We start from the raw sequence: 25,451 nt of genomic DNA, 5'->3' as shown, positions 1-25,451 counted from the left end.
ATGCCGCCGTTTTACCGTTGCCGACACGACCGAGGGCTTTCTCGTTTGAAAGGCGACTCACCTGAATGCCACTGCACATCCATTTCTCGGCCGCCGATCTGGCCCGTGTCACCCTCTCCACCGAGCCGGATCCGTTATGGGAAGTGCTCCTGAGTCTGCATGTCCTGCAAAGCCCGACGGTGGAGCCGCGCCATGAACGCTGGCGCGCGGGGCTGACGCTGAGCCCCGCCATGCGAGCCCTGTTCCACTTGGCGCCGCCACGGGGCTATTCACCGGATTTCCTCACACCGGCGGAATCGGCGGTGGGCCTCGAAAGCGGGCTCGCCGCACTGCGGCGCACGCCGCGTCATCGCCTGCGGGCCGAACTCGCGCGGCTCGCCGGGCGCGCGATGCCGTCACGGTGGGCCGCCAGGCTGGCCTCAGGTGACCACGCCGCCCTGACGGACCTCACGCGCGGACTCGCCGACTACCACCGGACGGCGGTGGAGCCATCCTGGACGCGGATCGAGCACCACGTACGTGACGACGCCGCCGCCCGGACGCGGGTCCTGGTGTCGAAGGGGACGGGCGGGCTGCTGGCATCCCTGCATCCGGCGCTCACCTGGCGTGGTGACGCGCTCCGACTGGACGGCGACCACCTCGTCCGGGACCTGTGGCTCGACGGGCGGGGATTGCGGTTGCTGCCGTCGTTCTTCTGCCACGGACGGCCGACGGTGCTCGCCGACCCCGCCCTGCCACCCGTGCTCGTCTTCCCCGCGACCACACGTCCGGCGCCGGTCACCTGTCCTGCTCCGGCGGGTGTCACGGACGCGAAGCCGCTGGAAGATCTGCTGGGGCCGACCCGCGCCGGGGCGCTCCGTGCCGTCGGCGACGGCTGCACGACGACGGAGCTGGGCCGACGGGCGGGCGTCACCGTCTCCGTGGCCAGCTATCACGCGTCGATCCTGCGCTCCGCCGGGCTGATCACCACCGAGCGGGCCGGACCGGCGGTGCGTCATCGGCTGACCCGCTTGGGAGCGAACCTCCTCGGCCACCGATTCCCGGCGTGAAAAGCGCGGGGCCGCCTCCGCGGTCTTGGAGGCGGCCCCTGGTTCACGCTCAGTCGATGTTCACCTTGTAAATGGTGCAATCGCCGAGCGATTCACTCTGCCACGCGATGAATCGCTTGGCAGGATAGTGCGTCCCGTGGCATTCGTACCAGAAGTACCCGGTGTTCGCTCCCGACTGCCAATGAACGGTGTTGAACGAGCGCGCGAGACTCGACCCGGAGTTCGCGTAACACGTCCAGGAGCCGTTCTTGTTCTTGGCCGCGAAGAAATCCGCCGGGCCCGCACAGGGCCACGCGTCGGTCTGCACCCCGGCCTCGGACGCCCCCGCCGGAGCGGCCGCGATCGAAACCGCGGCGAAAAGCGCCGCGGCACCGGCGACGACCCCCGTCATCCGCCTGCTCGGAACCTTCATTTTCCATCCTTCCCTCGGTTGCCCTTGCCGACCGAACATAACCGGACGGAGAATCCCGATCCAAGCCTTTCCACGACCGTTCAAAAGCAGGCGGAAATCGCCAGCCTCAATGGCGCTGCAAGGAATTTGCCATGTGCGCGTCGTAAGGTTTCGCGAACGCCAGGGAATCATCGTCGTTTTATGAGGAGCTGCTCATGAGGATTCTGGTCACCGGTGCCACCGGTACCGTCGGCCACCGGATCGTGGCCGGCCTGGTCGAGACCGGCCACGAAGTGCGGGCGTTGACCCGCGACCCGGCGAAGGCCGGCTTCCCGCTGGGGGTGGAAGTCGTCCGGGGAGATCTCACCGAGCCCGACAGCGTCGCCGGTGCCCTCGATGGCGTCACCGGTTTGCACCTGATCACTTTCGGGGGCGATGACGGCGCCCCACTGGAAACCGGCCCGCAACTGGTGGAACTCGCCCACCGGACCGGAGTGAACTGCCCTGGACTCTTCTGCTGCCGGTGGAATTCATGGCGAACGCGCTGGAATGGGCGGACTCGGTGCGCACGGAAGGGGTCGTGCGGGTCTTCGGCAACCTGACGGGATCGGTGGTGCACGAGTCCGACATCGCCGGCGTGGCGGTGGCGGCCCTGACCGGTGACGATCATGCCGGGAAGGCCTATCCGATCACCGGGCCGGAACCGATCACGCCCGAACGGCGCGTCGCTCTGATCGCCGAGGCGATCGGCAGGCCCATCCGGTTCGAGCAGTTGTCCGATGAGCAGGAACGCGCTCGTCTCTCGGCGTTGGGCTGGGGGCCGGACGACGTGGAGTTCGGCATCCAACTCGGCCTGAACCCACCCGAAACGGGTGCCGCGGCCGAGCCGACCGTGCGGGAGGTCACCGGCAGACCACCGCGTTCCTTCGCCCAGTGGGCGGCCGAGAACGCGACCGGTTCCGGTAGCCGCCGGCAATCCGAAGGAGGAAGCGATGAACGCCTTGGGCCCCGCCGACGCGCTGCGGCTCGGTGCGCAGATCCAGGTCTCCAAGACCGTCAGCCGGCTGCTCGGCGGGCTCGGTGACCTGCTCGTACAGGTGGAGCATCCGAAATGGCGGGAAGACCCGTATCCGTTGTACGAGCGGATAAGGGCGAAAGGCCCGCTGTACCGCGGTTTGAGCGGGTCGTGGGCCACGGCTTCCTTCGCGCTGTGCGATCAGGTCCTGCGGGATCGCCGGTTCGGCATGAAGTACGCGGACGGCACGCCCGCGCTCACCGGCGCGCTGGGCATGGTGTCCCAGACCTACCCGGAGAGCTTCCTCGACCTGGATCCACCCGATCACACCCGGCTGCGCAGGCTCGCCGCGCCCGTGTTCAAGCCCGGGCGGGTGGACCACTACCGGCCGACGGTGCAGGCGGCGGTGGACTCACTCCTGGCCAAGGTGGCCGGACAGGAGACCTTCGACCTGGTCAAGGATCTGGCCGCACCGCTCCCGATCACGGTGATCAGTGACCTGCTCGGTATCCCGGCCGCCGAGCGGTCGGTCTTCGCCGAGTACGGCACTTTGATCGGCGAAGGCCTCAGCGGTGTGCACTCGGTCCGGCAAGCCGAACAACTGATCACCGTCGGCGAGGACCTGGTCGTGTTGTTCGACCGGCTGCTTCACGAGCGGACGGCGATTCCCGGTGACGACGTGATCAGCGATCTCGCGGCCGCCGTCGGGGACAAAAGGATGACCGCGCGGGAGCTGCACGGCACCGCGTTGCTGTTGCTGATCGCCGGTTTCGAGACCACGGTCAACCTGATCGGCAACGGCGTCCGGGCGCTGCTGGACCACCCCGGACAGTGGGAGCTGCTGTGCTCCGATCCGAGTCTCGCCGCCGCCGCGGTGGAGGAGGTACTGCGCTACGACCCCCCGGTGCAGGCGTCGCTGAGGATCGCGCACACCGAGGTGGAACTGGCCGGGCGCACGATCAGGCCGGGCCAGTTCGTCGCCGTGCTCCTGGCCGCGGCCAACCGTGATCCGGAGGTGTACGAAAGGCCGGGCGAATTCGACATCACCCGCTCCGGCGCATCGGACCACCTGGCGTTCTCCAGCGGAATACACTATTGCCTCGGCGCCAGGCTGGCGCGTATCGAAGGCGAAATCGTCTTCCGCACCCTCGCGGAGCGAATGCCGCTCCTGCGCCAGGCAGGTCCGCTTCGACGCCGGGAAGGCAATTCCATCCGAGGCCTGAGCCACTTTCCCGTCACGGCCTGAGTTCGCTCCTCTCGTCGGCCGGACGGTTGCCGAAATCATCGACGACATTCGGAGGACGCGACCATGGACCGAACCCTGATGAGATCCAAGATCCACCGAGCCCGAGTCACCCAGGCAGGAGTATCGGCGTGGACGGCGTCGCCGCCCGGCTGATCGGCGTCGGCGATCTGGTGATCATCATCGCTTACGGGATGGTGCCCGACGTCGAGGTCCGACCCGTCAAGCCGCGCGTCGTGCAGGAAAGCGCGGGCCCGGCTGATACGAGCCCGGCGCGAGGTGACATGGCAAGTTGAGGGTAAGCCAACGAGGAAAGAAGCTGTTTCGTGCCTGATGCGACCACCCGAACCGAGACGGGGGCATCGAGTCTCGGCGCCCGGTCCGCCACGGCGGCGGCCTGTCTGCTCATGGCGGCGCCGGTCTTACCCGGCGCGCCATGGTTCTCCTTTGTCGTCGCCGCCGGGCTCGTGGCATCCCTGGTGGCGGCCGTGCGGAGCCGCTCGGCGCCAGGCATCCGCGCCGCGACCGTCGCCGCTGCCGTCTCGGTCGTGTTCCATGTGACGATCCTGCTGGACTGGCCGCCGGCCGTGCGGATCGCGCTCGCGCTCGTCGTCGTGTTCGGCTTGTCGGCCGGACTCGGCAGGCTCCCGTCGATCGGGACGGCGTTCGGCTGGGTCGAACCGGGCCGCCTGACCTGGCCGCTTGCCGCTTCCGTCGTGGTGCTGATCGTGGGCACCACGGCGGCACTCGTCGTCTGGGCACGGTTCACGGATCCGGTGCTGCCCGGCTACATCGTCGCGGCCAAGGACAGTCCGCTTTGGCAGGTAGCACTCGCCGTCATCGCTTTCTCCCTCTTCAACGCGGCACTGGAAGAGAGCCTGTTCCGGGGTGTGCTGCTCGACGAGATGGCCGCGATCTGGACGGTACGAGCAGCCCTGATCGTGCAGGGTGCCGCGTTCGGGCTGTTCCACTTCAAGGGGTTCCCATCCGGCTGGACCGGAATGGTGATGGCAGGCGTCTGGGGCTACCTTCTCGGCGTCTTGCGTGTGCGGAGTCGCGGGCTCCTGTTGCCGTACATCGCGCACATCGGTGCCGACGCGACCATTGCCGTCATCACGGTGGCCGGCTTGTCGGGCCGACACTTGTAAGCACTGTTCGACTGTCCTGCATTTGTGTTCACAAAACCAGTTGGACCAATTCTGATCGGTCGCATAAGAATATGCTGCCACATACGGTCGAGGGGCGCATAAGTTTTGACAGATAATCACTCCAAGCCGCCGTCGAAAGCCGTGCCGTCATCGGCATGACCAAAGGCATTCTCATGCTCCGCCACTGCCTCACCCTCCAAGCCTTCCAGCTTCTGGTCGAGTCCTCGGCAACCGGCGACGGGGGCCGACCGGCCCGGTTATTGAGGGGTAAGGCAAACGTGTCGGGTGCGATGGGCGGTCCGCTCATGGCCGCCTTCGATCGTGTCGCGAAAGCCACGTCGACGGCGTAGCGAAGGGCTCCTTCCCTACCTTCAGGGTAGGCAAGGAGGCCTTCACCACCACCTGGGTCGATCACTTTGAACTGACGGTGCGAAAGTGGCTTGCGCAACACGCCACATTTGCCTTACCCCCTCAATAGCCGCTGACCGCAGGTATAGTCCGTCGCATGAATACGCATCCCGCGCATGGATGCCACGAACAGGTGCTCGAGTCCCTCGGACACATCACTACCCCACGCCTCACTCAAGATCACTTGAGCGAGGCGTTTGCCTTTGGCCCTCGTCCAGCATCCGACGAGAGAGGTCGCATTCGGGTGCGAGGGTCACTCCCCCGCTGTCGCAGACCACTATCGACCCGCTAGCCCGGAGTTCCGCGGCAACAAGACAGGTGCGCACGTGACCCCGGGCATCGTGATCGTCCAGGTCGCCGAAGTGCGCGGCGATGCGATCGATCAGACGGTCTTCACGACGGTAGATCGTCTTCGGACGTCCGGCGGTGGACTGTCGGGCGCTGGAGTGGCCGTGGCGGCAGCGATAGCCGGGTCGGTCGTGCACCCAGTGCGAGTCCATCCGCCGCGCGCAGACCCCACACCGCACCAACCCTGCGAGAGCGTAACTGCGGATCGCGCCGTCCTTCGCGGCGCGTTCACCCTCGGCTGCGGCGACCCCGAACTCGGCAGCCACCTTCCGGCGCCGGTGGCACTGCACCCGGGAACACCCGCGGTGAAACCGATACTCCGCTGATCGGGAACACGTTCCTGAGCGGTGGGCCTCCTTCGGTGGCGCCCGGGCCAACTGTGTCCTGGCCGTCGACCGGAACGACCTGGCAGGCGGTCGCACCGCCCAGCGACAAACCCCGAGAAACACACTGTCGGAAAGCCATCGTCCCGAACAGGCTCACCAACCGCCGTCCGGAAAAACGGTGCGTCACCTTCTTTCACTATTCCAGGGGGCTGTCCGCGTGCTCCTGCCTCAATAACATGAAAGATCGCCGACATTTCCCCGAGTGAGGGATGGCTATGACGACCTCGGAACAGACCTGGCCCTCGACCGACTGCAACGGTATTACGCTGGTCGATCCCGTCGCTCTCACTCTCGCGGGAACAGTGGTGCTACTCGCCCGAAAAGCCGCCACGACGGTCGGTTCGCTGTACTACAACGTACGTGTCTCCGGGACGGATCCCGGTGTTCCCCAGGAATGGGCGGGCTGGAACGAACTGCGGCTCACCGGGAGAACCGCCGGGTCGGCGGACGACCGTCCACTGTTGCGGATCGCCGGCATGGACCTGATCACCGTCGATTCGGCCGCCGCCGCTCCGAAGCCCGCGGACGCGCCTTTCCGGGCCGTCACCGACGGCAGGTACATCTCGTGCTTCCGCCAGTCCGCCACCGGCACTCTCTACGTGGATCGCTTCGCGCTCGTGCGGACTCCGCCACAGCGGACCAGCGGCTCGCGTGACGGTGAGAACCAAGGCGGCTGGCGGATGGAGCGGGTGTGGGAGGTGCGGTACCGGCGCAGTGAACGCCGCGACGCACCGGCGGGCCCCGGCGACGAACTCGGCTTCCGCAACATGATCGACGAGCCGTTCCCGGAGCCCACCATCGAACTGTCGGCGCTGTCCGGTATCACCGGCGGCCGTTTCGACGTCGTTCTCGCGCCCACTTCGGACGCCGATGTCCGCCGCTGGCACATCATCGCCGTCACCGGCGAAGTCCTCACCTTCGTCTCGTATCCGCAGGACAGCACGGGCGGCATCGAGGTCGATCCGGCGCTGGCACGTACCTTCACGATCACCCCCACGCTCTGGAATTCGGGAAAGAGCACCCCGTTGACCCCGACCGCCGGTGTCGGCGCGAGCCTGTACGCCGAGCAGGAAAGGACCGGCGCGGAGCCGGGTCTGCCGTCGAGCCTGCGCCGGGCCGTCCGGCTGGGCGTCACCGTCCCGGTCGCCAACGCCGGGGCCGGACTGCCGGGAGCGCTGGCCGTCTACGACTTCGGCGTGCTGCCGGACGGGACCATCCCGACGTTCCCGGCGGGGATCGGCTGTGTGCTGATCGACGGCACGCTGAACGGCGGCGGTTTCACCCCGGGCACCGGCGACCACCCCGTCCCAGCCAAGGCGGTGCGCTCGGCCGGTGCCGGCACGGTGAGCGCGGTCCTGCTGGGCACGCCGAGACCGGCCGCCGCACCCGCCGTCCTCGACAGTGCCGACGGGCTCGTGCACTGCTACTTCCCCCAGCCGTCCAGCCCGGCGGGCACCGAAGCTTTCGCGGTAGCCCAGTACGACCCCACGGTGACCAGGACCCGGCTCACGATGCCCTGGAACGCCGACGACCAGACCGGCACGTTCACCCTGATCGCCCGGCGCAGTGGCAGCACGTTCGACGACGTCGTGGCGACCGTGGCGCCCTGCGTCCGTGACGGCGTCACCGCGTCCGACCTCTGCGACGTGACGATCGACTACGGCACCGCCGCCGGCCTGCCGCACGAGAACTGGGGCGGTGTCCCGCGAGACGTCCGGACCATGGTCTCGGTCCTCAACGGAGCGTTCTCCGACGACCCCGCTGACAAAGCGGTCCTGTCCGGAGCCCGGCCGTTCTACGACTTCCTGGGCCACCAGCCGTCGGTACGGTTGCCCCTGGCCTCCGCGGGCAGGCTCGTGCTGATCTCCCACCGTCCCGACATGCCGCTCTCCCGGGTCGAGGTCACCGCTGCGGCGAACGGGACCGTGGATCTGATCATGCGCTACACCTCGGACACCGGTGTCACCGCGGTGCAGACCTGGCAGGCAGTGCCGTCAAGCACCGTCGACGCGGCGCCGGTCCTCAACGGTGACGCGGCTCCGGCGACCTACCCCTATCACCGGGCCGCGGGCGACACCCCCGTCTACGCGTTGAGCACCGGCGGTGGCAGCATCCTGCTCTTCGGCAAGACGACCGGGAACCCGTCGCTGACGATCTCACCCGCGGACGGCGATCCGGCGCACTGCACCATTTCCCTCGTCACCGGCGGGCAGCCCGCCGTGAAACTCGAGAACGTTCCCCGTGACCAGGCGGGTTTCGTCGCGCGGTTGCGTGCCTGGAGCGCGGCCGAAGCGGTGTTCAGCCATATCTCCGCCGATCCGAAACCCGGGCCTGTCGCCGACCAGACCTTCACAACTCCCCTGGATCTGCGCGGTGGCTCGGTGCTGTTCGACGTGCTCCAACCGGCCGACGTGGGAGAGCTCGCCGCCGGGCAGGTCGACGCGGCGAACTGGCAAGGACGTTCGCTGACCCCGGCACCACCGGACACCACCGTCGGCCGGGCGATGATCGCGATGACCGCGCTCCAGCCGGAAAGCGCGCTGTTCGGCCGGGCACCGCTGGCGGTGGACGGAACGAGTACCCGGACGGTGAGCGGAGACAACGGCAAATGGCTGGCCGCGCACCAGGCGAAAGCGCTCGCGCTGAACGGCCGCCAGGCGATGAGCGTCGCGCTCACCAACACCCAGTTGGCGCCGGGACCGGTTTGGACCATGGAATCCTGGATCCGGCCGGAAGGCAGCGACCCGGCCACGGTGATCACCTACGACAACGGGCCGGCGAAGGGGCTGGGCGAACTCACGCCGTCCTACTATCTCGGCGTCGCCGGCCTGCCCACGGTGCGCTTCGGTGCCTTCACCCAGAAGAACAACACCAAAAGCTCCTACCTCGCGGTGCCGTCGAACCCGGCGTTCACGCCCGGCCCCACCGGCTTCACCTGGGAGGCGTGGATCAAACCGGACCAGAAGCCGTGTCCCAAGGCGAACCGGCTCGGCAGCGTCCTGCAGGTCTGCGACGCGAAGAGCAAAAGCAAGCCGCTGCTCAATCTCGGTCTCGACGTCGGGCGCCACCTGTCGCTGGGCTACCGGCCGCAAAGCCACGAGCCGAAGTCGAGCTACCTCACGGCCGGGAATCCCCTGCCCGCCGGTGTTTGGTCGCATGTCGCGGCGACGGGGGCATGGCAGAACGGGACCTGGACGCTGAAGATCTACGTCGGCGCCGTGCTGGTCAACACCGTGCGGAACGTCAAGCTGCAACCACCGTCGAAGTCGACCTCGCCGTCGCTGGCGATCGGCGCGGCGATCGGCCCGCACGTCAGCATGTTCGGCGCGCTGTCGGATGTGCGTCTCTGGTCCTTCGCCAGGACGGCCGCGGAACTGCGCCAGACGAACACCGCGGCGCTGACCGGAAGCGAACCGGGGCTGGAGGGCGCCTGGTCCTTGGCCGAGGGGCACACCACCGCCAAGTCGGTCTTCGCCAACCACGCGACCGCGACCGGGCCCGCGCTCGACGCCCAACTGAAGCTCGCCAAATCCCAAGCGGTCGGCTCCAGCGATGACGACCCGTTCCTCGGCATCGTCGCCGGCGTCGGCGGGACGGCGCCAGTGCGAGCCCGGGCGCGCCTGCGTCCCGGCGAGTGGAACCATGTGGCTGTCAGCTATCAGGCGGCCGGCGCACTGAAACTGAACCTCGCGGGCGCGGCCTCGGCTCCACCGTCCTACGGCGTCTGCCCCGAACCCGGCGACCTCGCGTTCAACGGCCAGTTCAGCATCGACTGCTGGGTGGAGGGAGTGGGCTCCACCGGTCTGCAGCAGACGATCCTCTCGCAGTGGGGAGAGTCCGAAAAGGACCAGTCGTTCCGGCTCGCGCTGGACTCCGACGGGAATCCGTTCTGCACGGCCGGAATCGTCGACCCGGCGAGTGGCGACCGGAGCCGGCTGACCGTGCGGGGCAACGCATTCGTCCTGCGCGGCCCGGCCGTCCACATCGCCGTGACGCTGACTTCGGCTCAGGTCAAGGCGGGCCTGCGGTGCACGCTCACGATCTACGTCGACGGTTTCGAGAACGGGACGGCGCAGACGACACTGCGTGGCGCGAAGACCGTGACGTCCGTCGATTCCTCGGCGCCGCTGACACTCGGCATCGGCACTCCGCCGTCGAAGGCGGGCCGGGTGGCCTTGGAAGCGCAAGCGCGCTTCACCGGCGCCTTGGGCGGGCTGCGATTCTGGTCGACAGGCTTGTCGGCGGCCCAGGTGCGGTCGGTGCTGCGGCGCAATCAAGCCGCCGACACCGACCACGGCGTGGTTTCGGCGTGGTGGTTCACCGAAGGTTCCGGCAATGTCGCCGCGGATTCGGTGAACGACAACGACTTCCTGCTGACCGACACGGATCTGTGGGGTGTGCTCCAGAACGTCGGCCGGTACCGGTGCTACCACGACGGCCTGCCGATCGGGTCGGTGCTGCCCGCGGGCGAAGTCGACGGCTATCTCGGGTACGACCAATGCACCTTCGGCGCCTACCAGCAGGGCGCGGGAAAGCTCCAGGACACCCTCACCGGATCGCTGGCCGAGGTACGGATCTGGCGCTCCGCGCGCACCCGCTCCCAGATCACGTCCACCCTGTTCCGGAAGCTGAAGGGCGACGAGACCGACCTGGCGGGCTACTGGTCATTGGATAACACCAGCGCGGACCTGACCGGCCGGGGCGCGAACGGGCGTCTCATCGGCTCACCCGGCTATGTCGCCTCCACCGCGCCCGTCGCGAACGAGGGGCCTCAGCTCACCAACGTCTACCAAGGTCCGCGGACCCGATTCCAGCGCCCGCTTTCCGGCAAGGCCGCGGTCGTCGAATACCCGGAGATGGAAACCCACGGGGACGGCACGCCCTACGCGGTGATGCGTCGTGCCTATTTCTTCGAAGACACCGCGCTCACGTTGTCCACCGGCTACGGCATGGGCGAGACGGATCTGGTGTACCTGGGCCAGGTCCAGACCCGCCCCACGCTGATCGGGTACATCGAGGGCGCGCCGCCGGTGCCCAGCGAGAACCTGTCCCGCCCGCTCTACGACAGCCCGTTCGGCTACAACTCCTATCAGGACGCGTCCACGGTCACCGTCCGGTCCGAGGAGAGCACGTCGGTCAAGTTCACGTCGTCGGACTACAAAACCGCGTTGAAAATGGAGATCGACACGAAAGCCGGGGTCGCCGCGAAATGGGCGGACAGCGCGTCCGTGCTGGCGTGGACGCATCTGCTCACCGCCGGTACCGGGAAGATCGGCGCCCGGCACAAGTCGAACCTGGAAATCGCCCGCCAGCGGGACGAAACGTACCTCTCCGCGTGGACCCGCACCACGACGGACACCTTGGGGCTGCGGGGAATGTGGGAACAGGCGCGGCCGGACCGGTCGGACTACCTCAACCCGGTGGTCGGCCGCCGCTACCAGCCGCTGAACCTCGGGTACGCCCTCGTCGAGTCGATGACGGCCGATCTGTACGCGATGCGGCTGCGCTCCACCGGGGCGATGGTCGGCAAGATGGTGCTGCCCGATCTGGACATCCCGCCGGACCGCAACATCATCACCTTCCAGATCGACCCGCGCTATGTGAAGAACGGGACGCTGGACGGGAAGGTCGGTCTAGTCAACGACGCCGACTTCCCGCGCGCCGACGTCGCCAGAGGCAGCTACTTCAAACCGGACGAGGCCTACCGGCTGGCCGCGAAGATAGCGCAGTCCGACGCGGCCATGCGGAGCAGGTACAACCAGTTCAAGGCGGCGAGCCTCGGTGAGAAAGGCAGCGCCGACCTGGACGGGATCAAGGACGAGCAGTTCTACGACTTCGGCAGGGACGTCCCGACCCGCGGCATCGCCAACCGGTACGTCTGGACGGCGTCCGGCGGCCTGCACACCGAAACCGAGCAGTTCTCCGCCGCCCACGAACGCGTCTACACGGGATTCAGCGACTACACGCATCTGACCGGCCTCACCGGCGAGATCACCTTCACCGCCCAATACGGTCTGTACGGCGCGATCGACGCGTTGTTCGGCGGACACGTCAAAGTCCAGGTCGGCAAGTCGGAGAACGAGTCGCGAGGCTTCTCACTGGCGGTGACCTGCCCTGGCGATCCGATGCTGCAGGGCTACCACGCGGAGACCGGCTACACCCCGGATTACTGCCCCGGCAAGGTCGACGCCTACCGGTTCATGTCGATCTACCTGCCGCCTTCGGCGGACAATGGCGACACGTTCCACGATCAGGTGATCGACAAGGAATGGCTGACCTCCAGTAGCGACCCGGACGCGGTGGCCCTGCGCAACGTCCAGCTGACCGGGCAGGGCGCGTGGCGGCTGCTGCACCGCGTCACCTACGTCAGCCGGGTACCGCCGCAGTTCGACACCAATCCGGACCAGACGGTCTCCCACGAGCCCGCGCAGGTGATCGACCTGGCCGACAACCCGCTGCTGATCGAACTGGTCGAGGACGAGGTGCCGGCCGAGCACCCCTCCCCCGCAGACATCGGGAACGGGGTGGCGAACGTTCTGGCGCCGCTGGACGGCCACACGGCATCGAAACTCGGCGATCTCGTGCCGTGGTGGGCGGCGTTCCTCGCCGCGACCCGCCTCGCGAAGCCGGATCCCGCGAAAGTGGCGCTGTTGAACCGAATCCTGACCGACACGGTGGCGTACTTCCAAGCCGGATACGCCTCCGGTCTGCTGCCGCGGCCGGAAACGGGCGCCGCGGGCACCTCGTTCCGGTGACCGCGGACGATCAGGCCTACCTGATCTACACGTCGGGCTCGACCGGGCGTCCCAAGGGCACCCGGAGCGACCACCGCGCGCTGGCAAACCTGATCACCCACTTCGCCGAAGCACTCGACGCCCGCGAGAGGTCGATGCTGTGGGTGACGGCGTTCAGCTTCGACATGTCCACCCTCGAACTGTTCCTGCCACTGGCCACCGGCGGCACGCTGGTCGTCGCCCCGGACGAGGCGCGCACCCACGGCGCGACGCTCGCCGAAGCACTGGACCGGCACGACGTTTCGGTCCTTTCGGCGACGCCGACCACCTGGCGTCTCGTCCTCGACGCTGACCGCTACCGGGTGCACGTTGCTCAACCTGTACGGACCGACCGAGGCCACCGTGTGGGCGTGCGCGGCGAGTTGTGCATCACGGGCGCCGGCCTGTCGTCCGGCTACCACGGAAAGCCGGAGCCGACCGCGGAACGGTTCGGCGAACATCCCGAGTTCGGCCGGTTCTACCGGACCGGCGACCTGGCCCGCTGGACGCACGACGGGCAACTGGAGATCTGCGGCCGATTGGACCGGCAGGTCGAGTTGCGCGGCAACCGCATCGAACTCGGCGAAGTCGAGGAGGTCCTGCTGTCCCATCTGGAGGTGACCGGTGCCGCCGTCGTCCTCGTCGGCGATCCCAGTGGCGGCGGCGCGCTGCGTCCCCGCTGGACGCTGGGGAACAACGGACTGTTCGTCCACTGGCCGATGCCCGGCCGGATCGTCACCATCGAGTTCGACGGCCCGCCCGCCGCCGCGACGCCGCGATCACCGCCGAGGAGATCGAAGCCAGTTTGCGAAGGGTCTCCGGCGCGGACGTCCGTGTCACGAAACTCAAGTCCGCGACGCGCTACGCCGACAACACGCGGCAGGCGACGACCTATCGCCTCGGCAGGGTCCTGCTCGCCGGGGACGCCGCCCACGTGCACTCGCCTTTCAGTGGTCAGGGCCTGAACCTCGGGTTGGGCGACGCGGTGAACCTCGGCTGGAAACTCGCCGCCACGGTTCACGGCGACGCGCCCGAAGGCCTGCTCGACAGCTACACCACCGAGCGGCATCCGGTCGGCGAGTGGGTGCTGGACTGGTCCCGCGCGCAGGTCGCGCTGATGCGGCCGGACGCCGCCACGATCGCCCTCCCGGGTGTCGTCACCGATCTGCTGGCCAGCCCTGAGGGCGCCATGTATCTGGCGAAGCGGAATTCCGGGCTGCAGCTCCGCTACCCGCTCGGCGGCGAGCACGACCTCGTCGGCACCTCCGCGCCCGACTTCGAGTTCGCCGACGGTTCCCGTCTCGGCGAGCACCTCCAGGACGGCGAGACGCTGCTGCTCGACCTCAACGATTCCGCCACCGTGCGCGACCTCGCCAAGGGCCGGGTCCGGCCGCTGAGCACCAAATGTGTCAGCCACCCCGCGCTCACCGGTGTACTGGTCCGCCCCGACGGCATCATCGCTTGGGTCCGGGAGGACGGCGCCACCGACGGTCTCGACGAGGCCCTGCGGACGTGGTTCGCCCGTTGACCGAGCGCCGATCATGGCGTTAAATATGCCCGGAAGGCAAGATTGCCTGCTGGGCATGTTGCTCATACGATCGGGACATGCCCAGCGAAGCACCCGTCAGCCTGCGGGAACGCAAGAAGCTCGACACCCGCAAGGCGTTGAGCGACGCGGCGTTGGAGCTGATGTTCGAGGTCGGCCTGGAGAACGTCGTCCGTGAAGACATCGCGGCACGTGTCGGGGTGTCGCTGCGGACGTTCAGCAACTACTTCAGCAGCAAGTACGACGCGTTGGCCTACCGGGTCAGCCACCGGCTACGTCGCAGTGCCGAATTGTTGCGCGCCCGGCCGGCGGAGGAGCCCTTGTGGACCGCGATCGCCGAAGCACTGATCGAGCCGTTGCGCGATGACGGGGTGCCCTTCGGGCAGCCGACCGACGAGCAGCGCCTCGAAGTGCGCAAGCTGAACGCGACACCGGAAATGCAGGCCGCGATGGCCCGGAACACCATCGACGACCTGGTCGAGGCTATCGCCGAGCGCACCGGCACCGATCCGCACGCCGATCTGTACCCCCAGCTCGTCGCCAACGTGACCATCGGCGCCATGAACGCCGCACTGAACCGCTACGTGGACACCGACCCGTCAGTGTCCATGCCCGCTTTGTTGCACGAGGTGTTCACCGGGATTTCCCTGGGCCTGCCACCACCACCCCGCCCCTGACCCCATCGCACGATCGAACGAGGCCGTCCGCGACGGCCTGCTGAACACGGGCGCGTTCCGCCACACCCGAAACCGGGAACGGCCACGACTTCACTCGACTACAAAGAGTGGCTAGTTCATGACTTTATGCAGTAAGCCATCGAGGTGTGGGCGTCGGAGCACTCGGCACGAAAGGAAGGGACGAGACACGATGTCGGAAACGACCGCCGCCGATACCGCCGCTCCACCGGAGTCGGCGACCGGCCATCCACGCTTGGTCAAGCTCGGGATCGCGGGCGCGTTGTTCGGCATGTTCCTCGGCATGATGGACAGCTACATCGTCGCCACCGCACTGCCGAGCATCGTCGGCGATCTGGGCGGGCTCGCGTCGATGGCCTGGGTCATCACGTCGTACGCGCTGGCGATCGCGCCTCGCGTTCGGCGCGATCACCGCGGCCGTGGCCGCTGCGGCGGCATTGGGACTGGTAGTCAGCCTGACCACGGACCCGGCGCCGTCACCGGCCGCGACAACCGCCGCGCCCGGCACGACACTCCCCACATCGGCCCCACCGCCATCCCCACAGACCCGGCCGATCGCCACGGTCAACAACCCCATGGTCCGGGTGACCCCGATCGCGGTACACGTCCTCAAGCTCGACGCCCACTCGTCACCGATCAAGCTCGGCCTCGATGCAAGCCGGCTGGTACGAACCGGGGCCGGCGCCCGGCCAGACCGGGCCCGCGGTGATCGTCGGTCACGTCGACGGCGCGACCCAACCCGGCATCTTCTATCGGTTGTTTTCGCTAGGACGCAAAGGTGTGGCCGAGCCCAACTGCTCGCCCCATGCTCTTAGGAGCCGTCGCGGTCCATCAGAGGCATCAAGCTCCTGATCGGCACTGTGCCGGCAGGAACTTCTCTGGACAACTCGGGAGTACATCATGAAGAACCGCACGCGTTTCAGTCTGGCCGGTGTGGCTTTCGCCGCCGCCTTGCTCTTTCCGGCCTCCGCCAGTGCGGATACCGCATCCGGCTCGTCGTCGGCGCAGTCCGCTGATGCCCAGGCGGCGGACTGCTGGGGGCCGGCCGAACGTAGCTGGTCGATTCCTGATGGCGAGGGCGCTTATGCGGGCTCGGTCGAATGGCACGATTACGATGGCGGAAAGGACCAGGACAACTTTTTCATCCAGGACACGATCCTCGACGGACAATCGTCCTCGCTGTGGGTGAAGAACAACCACACTGGGAAGACTTACTACAAGCACGTCTACAACGGCGGCGCCTATTGCATGGGCGTGGGAAACATTCCCAACGGCAAGACGGCCAGTTGGAAGGCATGCGGATGGGACAACGGCAAGGTCAAGGAGTGCAGGACCGGCAAGGTCACCGAGTAGCCTGATCGAGCCTGAAACCCAGCCACCCGACAGCATAGGGCCGCTCTCTGACGAGTGCCCCCCGCGCTCGTTAGAGAGCGAGCGGCATAGAGGTGCTTGCTGCGCAGCAGTAGTAGTACTGTCGCGCGAGTTCGCACCACTGGACTGGTCACGAAACCCTTGTCAAATAGAGGCTTACGGCCGGGCTCGGCGGCCGGCGCAGGGCCGCGACATGCTACGCGACCTGATCGGCCTGTTGGCCGCTACCACGACCTGATCGACGAACCTTCCACGACTGGAATCCGCGTGGTTCACCCGACCCGCTCGACAGCGGCTCCCCCGCTGGGAACGACTCCATCTGCCGCTCGAAACGCGGGCCCGGATCACCGAAGCCGAGCTCGCCGCCGGTTCCACCCGGTCACGCTTTCAGCTCGATACGGTCGCCCGGTACTCGACGACGGGAACTCAATGAACAGCTCGACAGGGAAGTTCAGCGATCAGATGCAGCGTATCCACGCCAGACTCGAACAGAGTTCCGCCGCATTCACCGACATCGACAAGACACTCGACGGTGGGTATTTTTCGGCTACCTCGGTGCGCGGCAACGTCGTCGCCACTGCTGACCGGAACGGCAGGTTGGTGTCGCTCGACGTCGTTGACGTCACGATGACCCGCGTGCCGGTCACGGAGTTGGAGCGGCAGGTCGTGGAGGCCGTGAGCCAGGCGCAGGCGGAGGCCAAGCTCGCGTTCGTGCGAATGCTGGTCGACCGGCTTGGCCCGCTGCCCGGCAGCTCCGAGGAGGTTCGGCCATGAGCGATCCGCACCTGATGAGGCTGCACGACCTCGACGAACCCGGCGAACCCGAACGCAGGACAGTGGGCAAACGCCCGCGCGATGCCGGTGACGGCGTCGTGGCAGAACCCGTCGAGGGCAGGCTGGGGTACGTATATGTGGACAAGCTCGGCGGACTGACGGACGTCGACCTGCACGAGTACGCCTTGCGTGTGATGCCTGCCGAGCGGGTCACCGACTACCTGGCCGCCGCGATCAACCGGGCCCAAGCCCGCGCCCACAAGGATCAGCTCGGCAAAAGGGGACGATCATGACAGGCTTCAGGGTGTCGCTGCCGGATCTGCACGGTTGCGCGGATCAGCTATCCGCTCTCTCCGAGGAGTACGACAAGCTCGGCGGTGTCGTCGAGGAAGTCTACGACGATGCCAAGAACGTGTCGGACCTGAAGAGTATTCTGGCTGGCTACACCGGCTTGCTCAACGAACCGCTCTTCCTTTTCCAGGAGGCCAGCGACACCCTCGCGAGGGCCCTCTGCCTGGCGTGCGACAAGCCGATGTCCACGAGCATGGTCAGCACCGCGGAGAGGTTGAGGAAGGCCGCGAAGGCCTACCAAAAACGGGACGAGGAGGCTGAGGCCGAAGTCGCCGGCGCGGATCCGTCCGAGGATGCGAAGAAAACCGCCGAAGCCATCACCGGCGGAGAGCCCAACTCGGACTGGAGCACCAGCTTCGACGCCAAGGACTACATCGCGACGGACGTAGACGGCGACATCATCCCGGACATGGCGTTCAAGCCGACGATGGAGAAGACGCTGGACACCCTCATGACAGTTGTCGAAGGGCCCTCTTTCACCTCGGCCGACGCTCTTGTCGAGTACATCTGCGGGTTCAGCCCCGCGAAGGAATGCGTCAAGCCGTTGCTGGGCGACTGGGGAGTCCTGTGGTTCACCGCGAACCAGTACCGTGCCGCAGCGAGCGCGGTGGAGGAGATCGGCCGGATCATGTCCGCCGGGGCCGACATGTTGGTGGGCACCGACTGGACCGGAGACGCCGCCAACGGCTACGCCCGATCGGCGAAGGCATGGGACCAGGCGTTGTCGCAGCATGCCGACCTGTTTCGCCGCTCGGCCGCAGTCCTCGACGGCACCGCGAACCGGATGGACGCCGAAGGCGCTGTCATCGCCGAGGCGTGTTTGACGCTGGCAGACCTGGCGGTGGAGATCGCCTTGACCCTCAGCGGCCGAGGCGGCATGAGTAACGCCAAGAAGCTCATCGATGACCTCCTCTTCGTCGTACCCGATGTAATCAGCGCGATCGACTCGTTCAAAGCGTTTCTGGAGCTGTCCAGAATCGACATCGACAAACTGGTCTCGAAGATCGCGTCCCTGAACCCGCCCGGAAATCTCCAGGACAACGACAAGTAGAGGAACCGCATCCCCTCGGTTCATGAGCGACGAGTACATTTTCGACACCGGCTCGGAGCTGGGCCGCAGTCGTATGTACTACCTGGAACAGCTGCTGGACGACCCCACGGTGGAGTGCCTCGAAAAGGTGAATCCGCAACTGGCCTCGCGATGCCTGAAGCTCGGCCACCTACCGTAGTCACTGTTACCAGGGAAGTCGCTGGCTCGGCGGCGACGAGGTGAAGGAAACCTGAGAGAGAACGCCGGGCACAGCCTTCAGCCAGTACGCCCTGCCCGTAACATGAGCTGGATCGGCGCAAATAAATCGCAGTTCAGGCCGGGCGGCGACTCCGGTTCAGGCCCACTCATCTGGTTCACCTCGACGCCCGGAATCGACGTCATCTGCGTTGCCGGCCACGAGATCACGACGGCGGCACCGAGGCTTTGCATCAGCTACGTCCCACCCACCACGAAGAGCAGCTCTATTTGCCGCCTGCCTTTTCCAGAGTAGATAGCTGAAATTGAAATCACTGCCTGCGTTATGTCCGACACTTGCACTGATAGCCTTACTGCGACCGACGCGTCCGTCGGGCTTCACACAGTTAATTGTCGGGGCCAAGAAACGATCCGGTTCGATGACTTCAGTTCTGTCCCACTCAACGATGGGAAGCCGGAGGTTCTCGGCGCTGATGCCTGCCTCCATGTGCGCGCGAACGCCAGAACTCCTTGGCGCGACGGGTCGAACGTGGCGGTCGGGAGGAGGTCGGAACTGACTCTGGCCTGCTCCCACTATCTGACCAGCGGAAGTACGCGAACGCAGCATCAACCGCACGTCCGTCGCATGTCGCCATGGTTCAGGCATGCGCCGTCGCAGGCCCGTTCGATGCGGCTCATCGACGCTGGGCCCGGAATGTGCCAGCAGGCGGTTGAGACCGGCTGAGTGCTCCGATCTCACCCCACCTTCCGTCGGGCTACTCCCTGGATCCAGGGGACGACGAACCGAGATCCGCTTCCTGCGCACCTTGACGCCGTTGCTCCGTCGTTCGTGCTGGTGCCTTGGAGCTTTCGACCGGCTCTTGGAGATGCGTCCTCACCTGGCGCGCCCAAGAGAATTTCGGCGCCGACCTACGCTCAGCGGCGAGCCTGACCTGCTCCTCGACCGCAGCGAGCCGCGCCTCCAGCTCTCGTACGCGCTCGCGCGGAACTCTGCCGATCCGTTCCCATTGCTCAAGAATCCGGTCCAGCTGCGCCTGCGCCGACGACAGGTCCTGGTTCGGATCGATCCGCTCCGCTTCCCTAAGCAGCCCGTCCTTCTTCACGGCATTCGCCGCGAGTTCGGTGTCCCACGGCGACGACAACGCGGATCGTCGAGTGAAGAACCGATCCTGCGCTGCGCGGAACCGCCGCCACAACTCGTCGTCTCCCCTCGGAGCACGGTCGGCCGCCTTCCATTCACCCACCAGTTCCTTGTACCGACCGGCCGCCGTCACCCACTCCAAGGATTCCGAAAGGGCCTCGGCTTCGGAGACGATTTCCTCCTTGCGCCGCTTCGCGGCAGTTCGCATGTCGCCCAGACCGGCGAGATAGTCACCACGACGGCGGTTGTAGAGCTCACGCGCTTTGGAAAACCTCATCCACAATTCGGTGTCCACGCGACGATCGACGCCTCGGACGGACTTGTACTCGTCGAGGATCGCCCGCAACCGGTCCCCGCCGGCTTTCCATTGAGTCGACACGACAGCGATCTGCTCGGCCTCTTCGACCAGCAGTCGCTTGCGGTGCAACGCTTCGGCCCTGGCGTTCACACCTTCCAGTTCCCCGTTCCCCGAAGTTCGCTCGCCCTCTCGGGATCCACTCCGGGCCTGCTTCATGACGCGCGCAAGGTCCTGCTCAGCCGCCTCGTCGTCATCGGGAACCACTTCACAGATAGCGTCGTAGAGCTGATCGAGCCGACTGGCCGCCACTTCGTCCGCGTCCGGCATCGCGGGGCGCTGGCCGACGTTGTCGTTCATCATTCCTCCCCGCCTCCGGTTTCTGTGTCCTGCCGCGGCCGTCGTCGCTGCCGTCTCGCCCGCAGCCGGCGTTCCGGATTCCCTACCATCTCGGTGACCTGCCGGAGCGCATCGGAAACATAGCGCCGCACCGTGGCACGGTCGACGCCGAGAACCAGAGCGATCTCGTCATCGGCCGATCCGAGGAACCGCAGGACCAGCGCACATCGACGTTGGTCCGGCAGCAGGTGGATCGCGCCGAAGGTCTCCCGTAGTTCCTGCCATTCCTCGGGATCCCGAAGTCGTTGCACCTGAATGTGACGCGTGGTCTTCCACAGGCCGAGGAAATCGTCGCTGATGTCCTCAGGACGCTCACACCGCCGTCCCTGGTCGACGAGACGGCTGTAGACCGCCTTGTTGAGCCAGGCTCTCTTCGACGTATGGATCTCGTCCCAGCGGCGAAACACATCCACGAAGGCATCATGCACGGCTGCCTCCCAATCCAGATGCGGACTCATCATCGCGGCATAACGCCGCAGTCGTGTGCGCTCTCGGCGATACAGCTCTGTGAACTCTTGATCGCGCGCTTCGGAGACGTCGTCTCCTGTGTCGCCGGCGGAAGCCGTCACCCTGCACTCCGGTCGTCGTGCGCCGCGACGCCATCCTGTGGCCGCGGTGGGCGCACTGACCAGCCGCTGCCGTCCGCACGCCACTCACTGAATTCGTAATCCTGAGGCAATCGGTCGAGAACGTCCAGCATCGTCCGTCGCCGAGCACGTTCGATGATCAGATTCCCTGCGATGGGAGAGGCCTCACGACCGAACCGATGGACGACGTGTCCACCGGCCGCGACCGCGGCAGCGGTGATCGGATCCATTCCCGTCTCCCTCTTCTCAGTGACGTCAGAACTGGCCTTCTCCACCAGCTCTCTGTTACTGAGACGGGTGAGCCCCACGGTTGTGGTCGCCCTTGATTGGGTACCGATCCGATCGAGTGAAGTGTCAGGTAGCTGGCTCCTGCTGCCGATAACCAAGGTGGATCGACATCCACAGCGGGGAGGAGATGTGCATGACCGGCTCGATCGAGCTCGTGGTGGCCGCGCTGGCCGCCGGCGCGACGGCGGGAATGACCGACACGGCGTCCACGGCGGTCAAGGACGCCTACACGGGGTTGAAGACCGTCACACGAAAGGTACTGCGCCGCGATCGATCAGTGGACGCCGCGGAGATCGAGCGGCACCTGGCGAATCCGCAGGATCATCGGCGGCAACTGACCGAGGCGCTGGCCGCCGTCGACGCCGGCACGGACGCCGAACTGGCCGCGGCAGCCGAACGAGTGATGATGCTGGTGTCGCCGGCAACGGCCGACCGCGTCCACATCCACGACAACCAAGGTGTCCAGATCGGCGATGGCAACACCATGACCAACAACTTCACTTCGTAGCCGATGTCTGATTTCGACATTCATCACAACTTCGGGACGCAGGTCGGCGACGGCAACGCGATGTACCTGAACCTCCCGCCGGACAAACGCGCCTGGCTGGACAGGATGGTGAACGCGACTCCCGCCGAACTCCGTGCCCTCGCCAGGCAGGCCGATTTCCTGGGAGAGTCGGGCCAGATCGCTGAAGCCAGAGAGTTGTTCGGCGACCTGCGCCTGATTCATTGGCGCCGCGGCCCTGGCGATCGGGCCGACTACCTCGAGGCGTTGGAAGGGGCAGCTTTTTGGGCTCTCGAACACGGCGATGTCCGGCGAGCGCACGACCTCTACGACCAGGCCCTTGCCGAATACACCGCGTCCTACGGGCGCGCTGACGACCGCACCCTGGCGGTTCTGACGAACGCCGCTCACGCGAGTGGATACGTAGGTGATGCCCACACCGCGTACGCCTTGTCTTGCGAGCTGTTTGAGCATCGTCAGCACACGAAGGGGCTGATTCACCCGGAAACCCTCGAAGCCTTCGAGCTGAAGGCATGGTGGACCGGGTGCGTCATGGGAAACGAGCAGGCCCGCGACAGCACCGCCGACCTGGTGGAGAACCTCAGCCGGTACGGACCGAATCATCCGACCGTCGTCTGGGCGCAGAACCTGCTCACCGAATGGCGTGAGCGGGTCAAACAGGACCGCAGATACGCCAAGCCCGATATCCGCTGGAGCGCTTGGACACAGAGGCAGTGGAAGGACGGGATCATCTGACCGCAGCCGCCAGCAGGCGCACACCACCGGTGTATTCGGCGGGATCGACCGGATCCACCCTAGTACGGCGCGTTGATCATCCGGTTCTCGCCGAGGGCGTTCCCCACGTGATGGATGAGACCCGGACTGTAGAACACGAGATCCCCCGGCGCAGCGCGTCGAGCCCGCCTCCTTCGGCAACCTGGAAATGAGGCCCTTAGCGGGCTGGGCGGAACACCGCCACGACGGTGAATCATGCGAGAGCCGGTCTCCTGTCTTCGCCGGTCGCCAGGAGGATTGTCTCCCGGACCACTGCCTGCCCGGTCACTCGCCGGATCCGGTCGCCATGCCAGCGATGAGCGGTCCGCCTGGTGTGTCGCACCTTCTTCCACTCGCACTCGCGGAAGCCGAGCTTTTCGTAGAGCGCGATCGCGGGCGCGTTCGTGTCGGCGACGTCCTCCAGTACATACTCGTGGTACTGCGGCAGCGCGAGCAGGTGGTTCAGCACGGCCGTCGTGACGCCCTGGGAATTACTCGCTGCCAGCGCTTTTGCGGTTTCCCGCAAAAGTGTCGCGCTCTCGGCAGGGATAGGGGAGGCTTCTCCTCCAATCAGCACTTTTCGGGGAGGAAGTCATGCGATTTCGTCGGTTCAGCAAGGCATGCGCCGTCTTCGGCGCGGTGACCGCCGCAGCAGTCGCCGTACCCGCGACGGCGCAGGCCGCCGTCGGCAACTGCAGCAGCACGTGGATCGCCGAAGGCGGTTACAACGTGGGAGCGCGGGGTGCTTGCCACTCCGGAACCGGAACGTTCAGGACGGTGATCAAGTGCGCTTGGAAGGGATATGAGTACCCAGTAGAAGGCAACCTCGGCTCCCGCAGGGTGTCCGGGACCACGGCGATCGTGAAGTTCTCCATCGCGAAGTGCGAACCGGGCGAATACGCGATCCGGAAGTCCGTGGCCGCATAGCCGCGCAAAGGGTGTTCGTCATCACGGACCTCGTCGAGGCGAACACCCTCCCAGACGCGCGGCGAACCCTGGCCTGATCGCCCGCGGAACCCTGTCCGGAAACTCAGGTGCAAGAAGGCCGGACGGCCGCTACGGTCCCGGCTATGACCTCGGAAGAGTTCGTGCCGGCAGGTTTCGTCCCTCCGACCTCACTCGTGACGGAACAGTTCCGCCTGGAACCGCTGGGACCGCAGCACAATTCGGCCGACCACGCCGCATGGATGTCGAGTATCGAGCACATTCGCTCCACTCCCGGCTATCCCGACGGCGACTGGCCGCCTCGCTACGGCATGACTCCCGAAGAGAACCTCACCGATCTTCGCCGCCACGCCTCGGACTTCGCGCGACGCACCGGGTTCACCTTCACCGTCCTCGACCCGGCCGACGACGTCGTCATCGGTTGCGTGTACCTGTACCCCCCGGACTCCGAAGAGTGGGATGTCACGGTGCAATCCTGGGTACGGGCCGACAAAGCGGAACTCGACGCGGCACTCGCCGACGCCGTCGCGCGCTGGCTCGCCTCGGAATGGCCGTGGAAACGCGTGGACCGCTGCGGTCGCGAGACCGACGATCACCGCTTCTGAGCTGGTACCCGTCTCGCTTCCATCGTGCTGCTGTTGCCGCGATGACTTCTCAGCTCCAGGCGAACAGGTCCGGCGCCTTGTCATCGACCGCCTCACGCCTGAAGAACTCGACCAGTTCGCCGACCTCGCCACCAAGATCCTCGAGAACCTGCGAGCGGACCAGCCGCCCGATCGGGGCGCGAGGTGAGCGATGAACGACGACGATTCCCTCCGGCACTACCGGGAGCTGCTCACCTGGCGCCCTCACTCGCGAACGCGCTCTGCGTGACCGCCGTGGCGGATCCCGACGCGGACGGCGTGACGGCGCGTTTCGGGACCGAACCCGACACCGCGACCAGCCGGTCGCTCCTCGAAGCCGAATCAGCGCCGGACGGTCCCCTGTGTGCTCGTCATCGGCACCGGGGCTGGACGATCATGACCGAGCCGAAAGGATTCCACGTTCCCTGCCGAAGGTGTCGCAAGCCGTCAGCCGTGGTTCGAGGGCGTTCAGCGTCTATTGGAATGTCGATGACAACTCGTCTTTCGGCTTCGCCGAGGACGGCAGGCTGCTGGCGGACTTCGCTCTGACGGACCCTGGCGATCGCTTCGGTCAGGCGCCCACCTCGCTGGACACAAGACTCGGAGATCTGCCTTTCGGGGGGTCCGATGGGAAAGCCGCCGGTCTCGCCGCGATGGAACGGCTCAGCGGGATACGGCTCGGCGAGCACTGGCTCACGGCGTCGCACCGGTGCCTGAAAGTCAGGCCGATCGGCACGGAACTGGTGCCCGACGGTCTTGCCGAGGATCCAGCCCTGGCCGACCCGCGGCCTGACAAGCTGCCGCTCATCACCAGGCTCATCGCCCAACTCGTGGTCGCCCACACCGGGCTCGGCGACCAACCGGTCATCGCCGAGGCACTCTCCGCTCTGCGCGAGCCGCGCGACGAGCGCGCCGCGCACGCCGCCCGCCTCGAGCGGGAACGGAACTCGGCGGGCCAGGACCCTGTGCGAGCCAACGTCTTGCGCGTCTTGCTCGGCGCGTTCGACGACGACCCCGTCGAAGCCGCGCGTAAAGCCCACTGGGCAGCGGGGTACGTCATCAGCCGCGCCCGGGCCGCACAGCTCAGTCTCGAAGTGCTCGACCGTTGCCGGCGCGCGGCGTCTCTCGAGGGCTGAGAACGGAAAGCGAC

27 protein-coding genes and 2 pseudogenes are annotated in these 25,451 nt (G+C 66.6%); 22 read left to right on the top strand and 7 right to left on the bottom strand.

Going from position 1 to position 25,451, the window contains the following annotated elements; translation table 11 throughout:
- The first annotated feature begins 65 nt into the window (after nucleotides 1-65).
- On the top strand, nucleotides 66-1,049 hold the full coding sequence (locus AC0685_RS32570; RefSeq protein ID WP_478228998.1) for an ArsR/SmtB family transcription factor: 984 nt from the start codon (nucleotides 66-68) through the stop codon (nucleotides 1,047-1,049).
- A gap of 49 nt (nucleotides 1,050-1,098) precedes the next feature.
- Here AC0685_RS32570 and AC0685_RS32565 read toward each other — a convergent pair whose 3' ends face one another.
- Complete coding sequence (locus tag AC0685_RS32565) at nucleotides 1,099-1,461, bottom strand: hypothetical protein (protein ID WP_478228997.1); 363 nt, start codon at nucleotides 1,459-1,461, stop codon at nucleotides 1,099-1,101.
- 194 nt (nucleotides 1,462-1,655) lie between these two features.
- On the opposite strand from AC0685_RS32565, the gene AC0685_RS32560 reads away from it, so the two are divergent.
- From AC0685_RS32560 to AC0685_RS32535, 6 genes and pseudogenes are all read left to right on the top strand, one after another.
- Entirely contained in the window at nucleotides 1,656-2,042 is a 387-nt protein-coding gene (locus AC0685_RS32560) for an SDR family oxidoreductase (RefSeq protein ID WP_478228996.1), read from the top strand.
- Entirely contained in the window at nucleotides 1,973-2,524 is a 552-nt protein-coding gene (locus AC0685_RS32555) for a Rossmann-fold NAD(P)-binding domain-containing protein (RefSeq protein WP_478228995.1), read from the top strand. The genes AC0685_RS32560 and AC0685_RS32555 overlap by 70 nt, the downstream gene beginning before the upstream one ends.
- On the top strand, nucleotides 2,433-3,701 hold the full coding sequence (locus tag AC0685_RS32550; RefSeq protein WP_478228994.1) for a cytochrome P450: 1,269 nt from the start codon (nucleotides 2,433-2,435) through the stop codon (nucleotides 3,699-3,701). Before AC0685_RS32555 ends, AC0685_RS32550 begins: the two co-directional genes overlap by 92 nt.
- 128 nt (nucleotides 3,702-3,829) lie before the next feature.
- The gene (locus tag AC0685_RS32545) at nucleotides 3,830-3,994 is read left to right on the top strand and encodes an aspartate 1-decarboxylase (RefSeq protein ID WP_478228993.1); all 165 of its coding nucleotides are present in this window, start codon (nucleotides 3,830-3,832) and stop codon (nucleotides 3,992-3,994) included.
- 30 nt (nucleotides 3,995-4,024) lie between these two features.
- Entirely contained in the window at nucleotides 4,025-4,846 is an 822-nt protein-coding gene (locus tag AC0685_RS32540; protein ID WP_478228992.1) for a CPBP family intramembrane glutamic endopeptidase, read from the top strand.
- A gap of 131 nt (nucleotides 4,847-4,977) precedes the next feature.
- Nucleotides 4,978-5,196: pseudogene (locus AC0685_RS32535) on the top strand (ANTAR domain-containing protein); the annotation flags it as partial.
- A 228-nt stretch (nucleotides 5,197-5,424) separates the two neighbouring features.
- On the opposite strand, the gene AC0685_RS32530 reads toward AC0685_RS32535, so the two are convergent.
- Nucleotides 5,425-5,781 carry a hypothetical protein gene (locus tag AC0685_RS32530; protein WP_478229010.1) on the bottom strand — a complete coding sequence of 119 codons (357 nt, stop codon included), beginning with the start codon at nucleotides 5,779-5,781 and terminating at the stop codon, nucleotides 5,425-5,427.
- Nucleotides 5,782-6,203: 422 nt separating this feature from the next.
- Between AC0685_RS32530 and AC0685_RS32525 the strand changes: the two genes are divergently transcribed.
- The 10 genes and pseudogenes from AC0685_RS32525 (at nucleotide 6,204) to AC0685_RS32480 (ending at nucleotide 18,727) form a co-directional block, all read left to right on the top strand.
- A complete protein-coding gene (locus tag AC0685_RS32525; RefSeq protein WP_478228991.1) occupies nucleotides 6,204-12,743 on the top strand; it encodes a LamG domain-containing protein in 6,540 nt (2,179 codons plus the stop codon).
- A pseudogene (locus tag AC0685_RS32520) lies at nucleotides 12,740-13,018 on the top strand (AMP-binding protein); the annotation flags it as partial. The gene AC0685_RS32525 and the pseudogene AC0685_RS32520, both read left to right, overlap by 4 nt.
- Before the next feature lie 128 nt (nucleotides 13,019-13,146).
- Nucleotides 13,147-14,289 carry an FAD-dependent monooxygenase gene (locus tag AC0685_RS32515; protein ID WP_478228990.1) on the top strand — a complete coding sequence of 381 codons (1,143 nt, stop codon included), beginning with the start codon at nucleotides 13,147-13,149 and terminating at the stop codon, nucleotides 14,287-14,289.
- Between the two features lie 77 nt (nucleotides 14,290-14,366).
- Nucleotides 14,367-14,984, top strand: a complete 618-nt coding sequence (locus AC0685_RS32510; protein WP_478228989.1) for a TetR/AcrR family transcriptional regulator — start codon at nucleotides 14,367-14,369, stop codon at nucleotides 14,982-14,984.
- Between the two features lie 190 nt (nucleotides 14,985-15,174).
- A complete protein-coding gene (locus AC0685_RS32505; RefSeq protein ID WP_478228988.1) occupies nucleotides 15,175-15,711 on the top strand; it encodes a hypothetical protein in 537 nt (178 codons plus the stop codon).
- A gap of 191 nt (nucleotides 15,712-15,902) precedes the next feature.
- Entirely contained in the window at nucleotides 15,903-16,355 is a 453-nt protein-coding gene (locus AC0685_RS32500) for a hypothetical protein (protein ID WP_478228987.1), read from the top strand.
- A 447-nt stretch (nucleotides 16,356-16,802) separates the two neighbouring features.
- Nucleotides 16,803-17,147, top strand: a complete 345-nt coding sequence (locus AC0685_RS32495; protein WP_478228986.1) for a hypothetical protein — start codon at nucleotides 16,803-16,805, stop codon at nucleotides 17,145-17,147.
- Nucleotides 17,144-17,440 carry a hypothetical protein gene (locus AC0685_RS32490; RefSeq protein ID WP_478228985.1) on the top strand — a complete coding sequence of 99 codons (297 nt, stop codon included), beginning with the start codon at nucleotides 17,144-17,146 and terminating at the stop codon, nucleotides 17,438-17,440. Before AC0685_RS32495 ends, AC0685_RS32490 begins: the two co-directional genes overlap by 4 nt.
- An 11-nt stretch (nucleotides 17,441-17,451) precedes the next feature.
- Complete coding sequence (locus AC0685_RS32485) at nucleotides 17,452-18,549, top strand: WXG100 family type VII secretion target (RefSeq protein WP_478228984.1); 1,098 nt, start codon at nucleotides 17,452-17,454, stop codon at nucleotides 18,547-18,549.
- A gap of 22 nt (nucleotides 18,550-18,571) precedes the next feature.
- On the top strand, nucleotides 18,572-18,727 hold the full coding sequence (locus AC0685_RS32480) for a hypothetical protein (protein WP_478228983.1): 156 nt from the start codon (nucleotides 18,572-18,574) through the stop codon (nucleotides 18,725-18,727).
- A 772-nt stretch (nucleotides 18,728-19,499) separates the two neighbouring features.
- Here AC0685_RS32480 and AC0685_RS32475 read toward each other — a convergent pair.
- From AC0685_RS32475 to AC0685_RS32465, 3 genes are read right to left on the bottom strand one after another with little or no spacing between them, the layout of a single operon-like run.
- Nucleotides 19,500-20,543 (bottom strand): DUF349 domain-containing protein, encoded by a 1,044-nt coding sequence (locus AC0685_RS32475; RefSeq protein ID WP_478228982.1) that lies wholly within the window; start codon nucleotides 20,541-20,543, stop codon nucleotides 19,500-19,502.
- Complete coding sequence (locus AC0685_RS32470) at nucleotides 20,540-21,148, bottom strand: RNA polymerase sigma factor (RefSeq protein WP_478228981.1); 609 nt, start codon at nucleotides 21,146-21,148, stop codon at nucleotides 20,540-20,542. The genes AC0685_RS32475 and AC0685_RS32470 overlap by 4 nt, the downstream gene beginning before the upstream one ends.
- Nucleotides 21,145-21,396 (bottom strand): hypothetical protein, encoded by a 252-nt coding sequence (locus tag AC0685_RS32465; RefSeq protein WP_478228980.1) that lies wholly within the window; start codon nucleotides 21,394-21,396, stop codon nucleotides 21,145-21,147. The genes AC0685_RS32470 and AC0685_RS32465 overlap by 4 nt, the downstream gene beginning before the upstream one ends.
- Before the next feature lie 191 nt (nucleotides 21,397-21,587).
- Here AC0685_RS32465 and AC0685_RS32460 point away from each other — a divergent pair, with 191 nt between their 5' ends.
- Entirely contained in the window at nucleotides 21,588-21,962 is a 375-nt protein-coding gene (locus tag AC0685_RS32460) for a hypothetical protein (RefSeq protein WP_478228979.1), read from the top strand.
- Nucleotides 21,963-21,965: 3 nt separating this feature from the next.
- Complete coding sequence (locus AC0685_RS32455) at nucleotides 21,966-22,715, top strand: hypothetical protein (protein WP_478228978.1); 750 nt, start codon at nucleotides 21,966-21,968, stop codon at nucleotides 22,713-22,715.
- Nucleotides 22,716-22,947: 232 nt separating this feature from the next.
- Here AC0685_RS32455 and AC0685_RS32450 read toward each other — a convergent pair whose 3' ends face one another.
- The gene (locus AC0685_RS32450; protein ID WP_478228977.1) at nucleotides 22,948-23,202 is read right to left on the bottom strand and encodes a hypothetical protein; all 255 of its coding nucleotides are present in this window, start codon (nucleotides 23,200-23,202) and stop codon (nucleotides 22,948-22,950) included.
- A gap of 125 nt (nucleotides 23,203-23,327) precedes the next feature.
- Here AC0685_RS32450 and AC0685_RS32445 point away from each other — a divergent pair, with 125 nt between their 5' ends.
- Together AC0685_RS32445 and AC0685_RS32440 are read left to right on the top strand one after the other, a co-directional pair.
- A complete protein-coding gene (locus AC0685_RS32445; RefSeq protein ID WP_478228976.1) occupies nucleotides 23,328-23,660 on the top strand; it encodes a hypothetical protein in 333 nt (110 codons plus the stop codon).
- Between the two features lie 143 nt (nucleotides 23,661-23,803).
- Complete coding sequence (locus AC0685_RS32440; RefSeq protein WP_478228975.1) at nucleotides 23,804-24,283, top strand: GNAT family N-acetyltransferase; 480 nt, start codon at nucleotides 23,804-23,806, stop codon at nucleotides 24,281-24,283.
- Nucleotides 24,284-24,332: 49 nt separating this feature from the next.
- On the opposite strand, the gene AC0685_RS32435 is transcribed toward AC0685_RS32440, so the two are convergent.
- Nucleotides 24,333-24,500: a hypothetical protein gene (locus AC0685_RS32435; protein ID WP_478228974.1), complete on the bottom strand. Its 168-nt coding sequence runs from the start codon at nucleotides 24,498-24,500 to the stop codon at nucleotides 24,333-24,335.
- Between the two features lie 235 nt (nucleotides 24,501-24,735).
- Between AC0685_RS32435 and AC0685_RS32430 the strand changes: the two genes are divergently transcribed.
- A complete protein-coding gene (locus AC0685_RS32430) occupies nucleotides 24,736-25,437 on the top strand; it encodes a DUF6461 domain-containing protein (RefSeq protein ID WP_478228973.1) in 702 nt (233 codons plus the stop codon).
- Nucleotides 25,438-25,451 lie beyond the last annotated feature (14 nt).

This window comes from Amycolatopsis sp. NPDC043889 (genome assembly GCF_056435645.1).
Note: the sequence above shows the minus strand (reverse complement) of the source record. Positions and strands in the feature narration are given on the sequence as shown.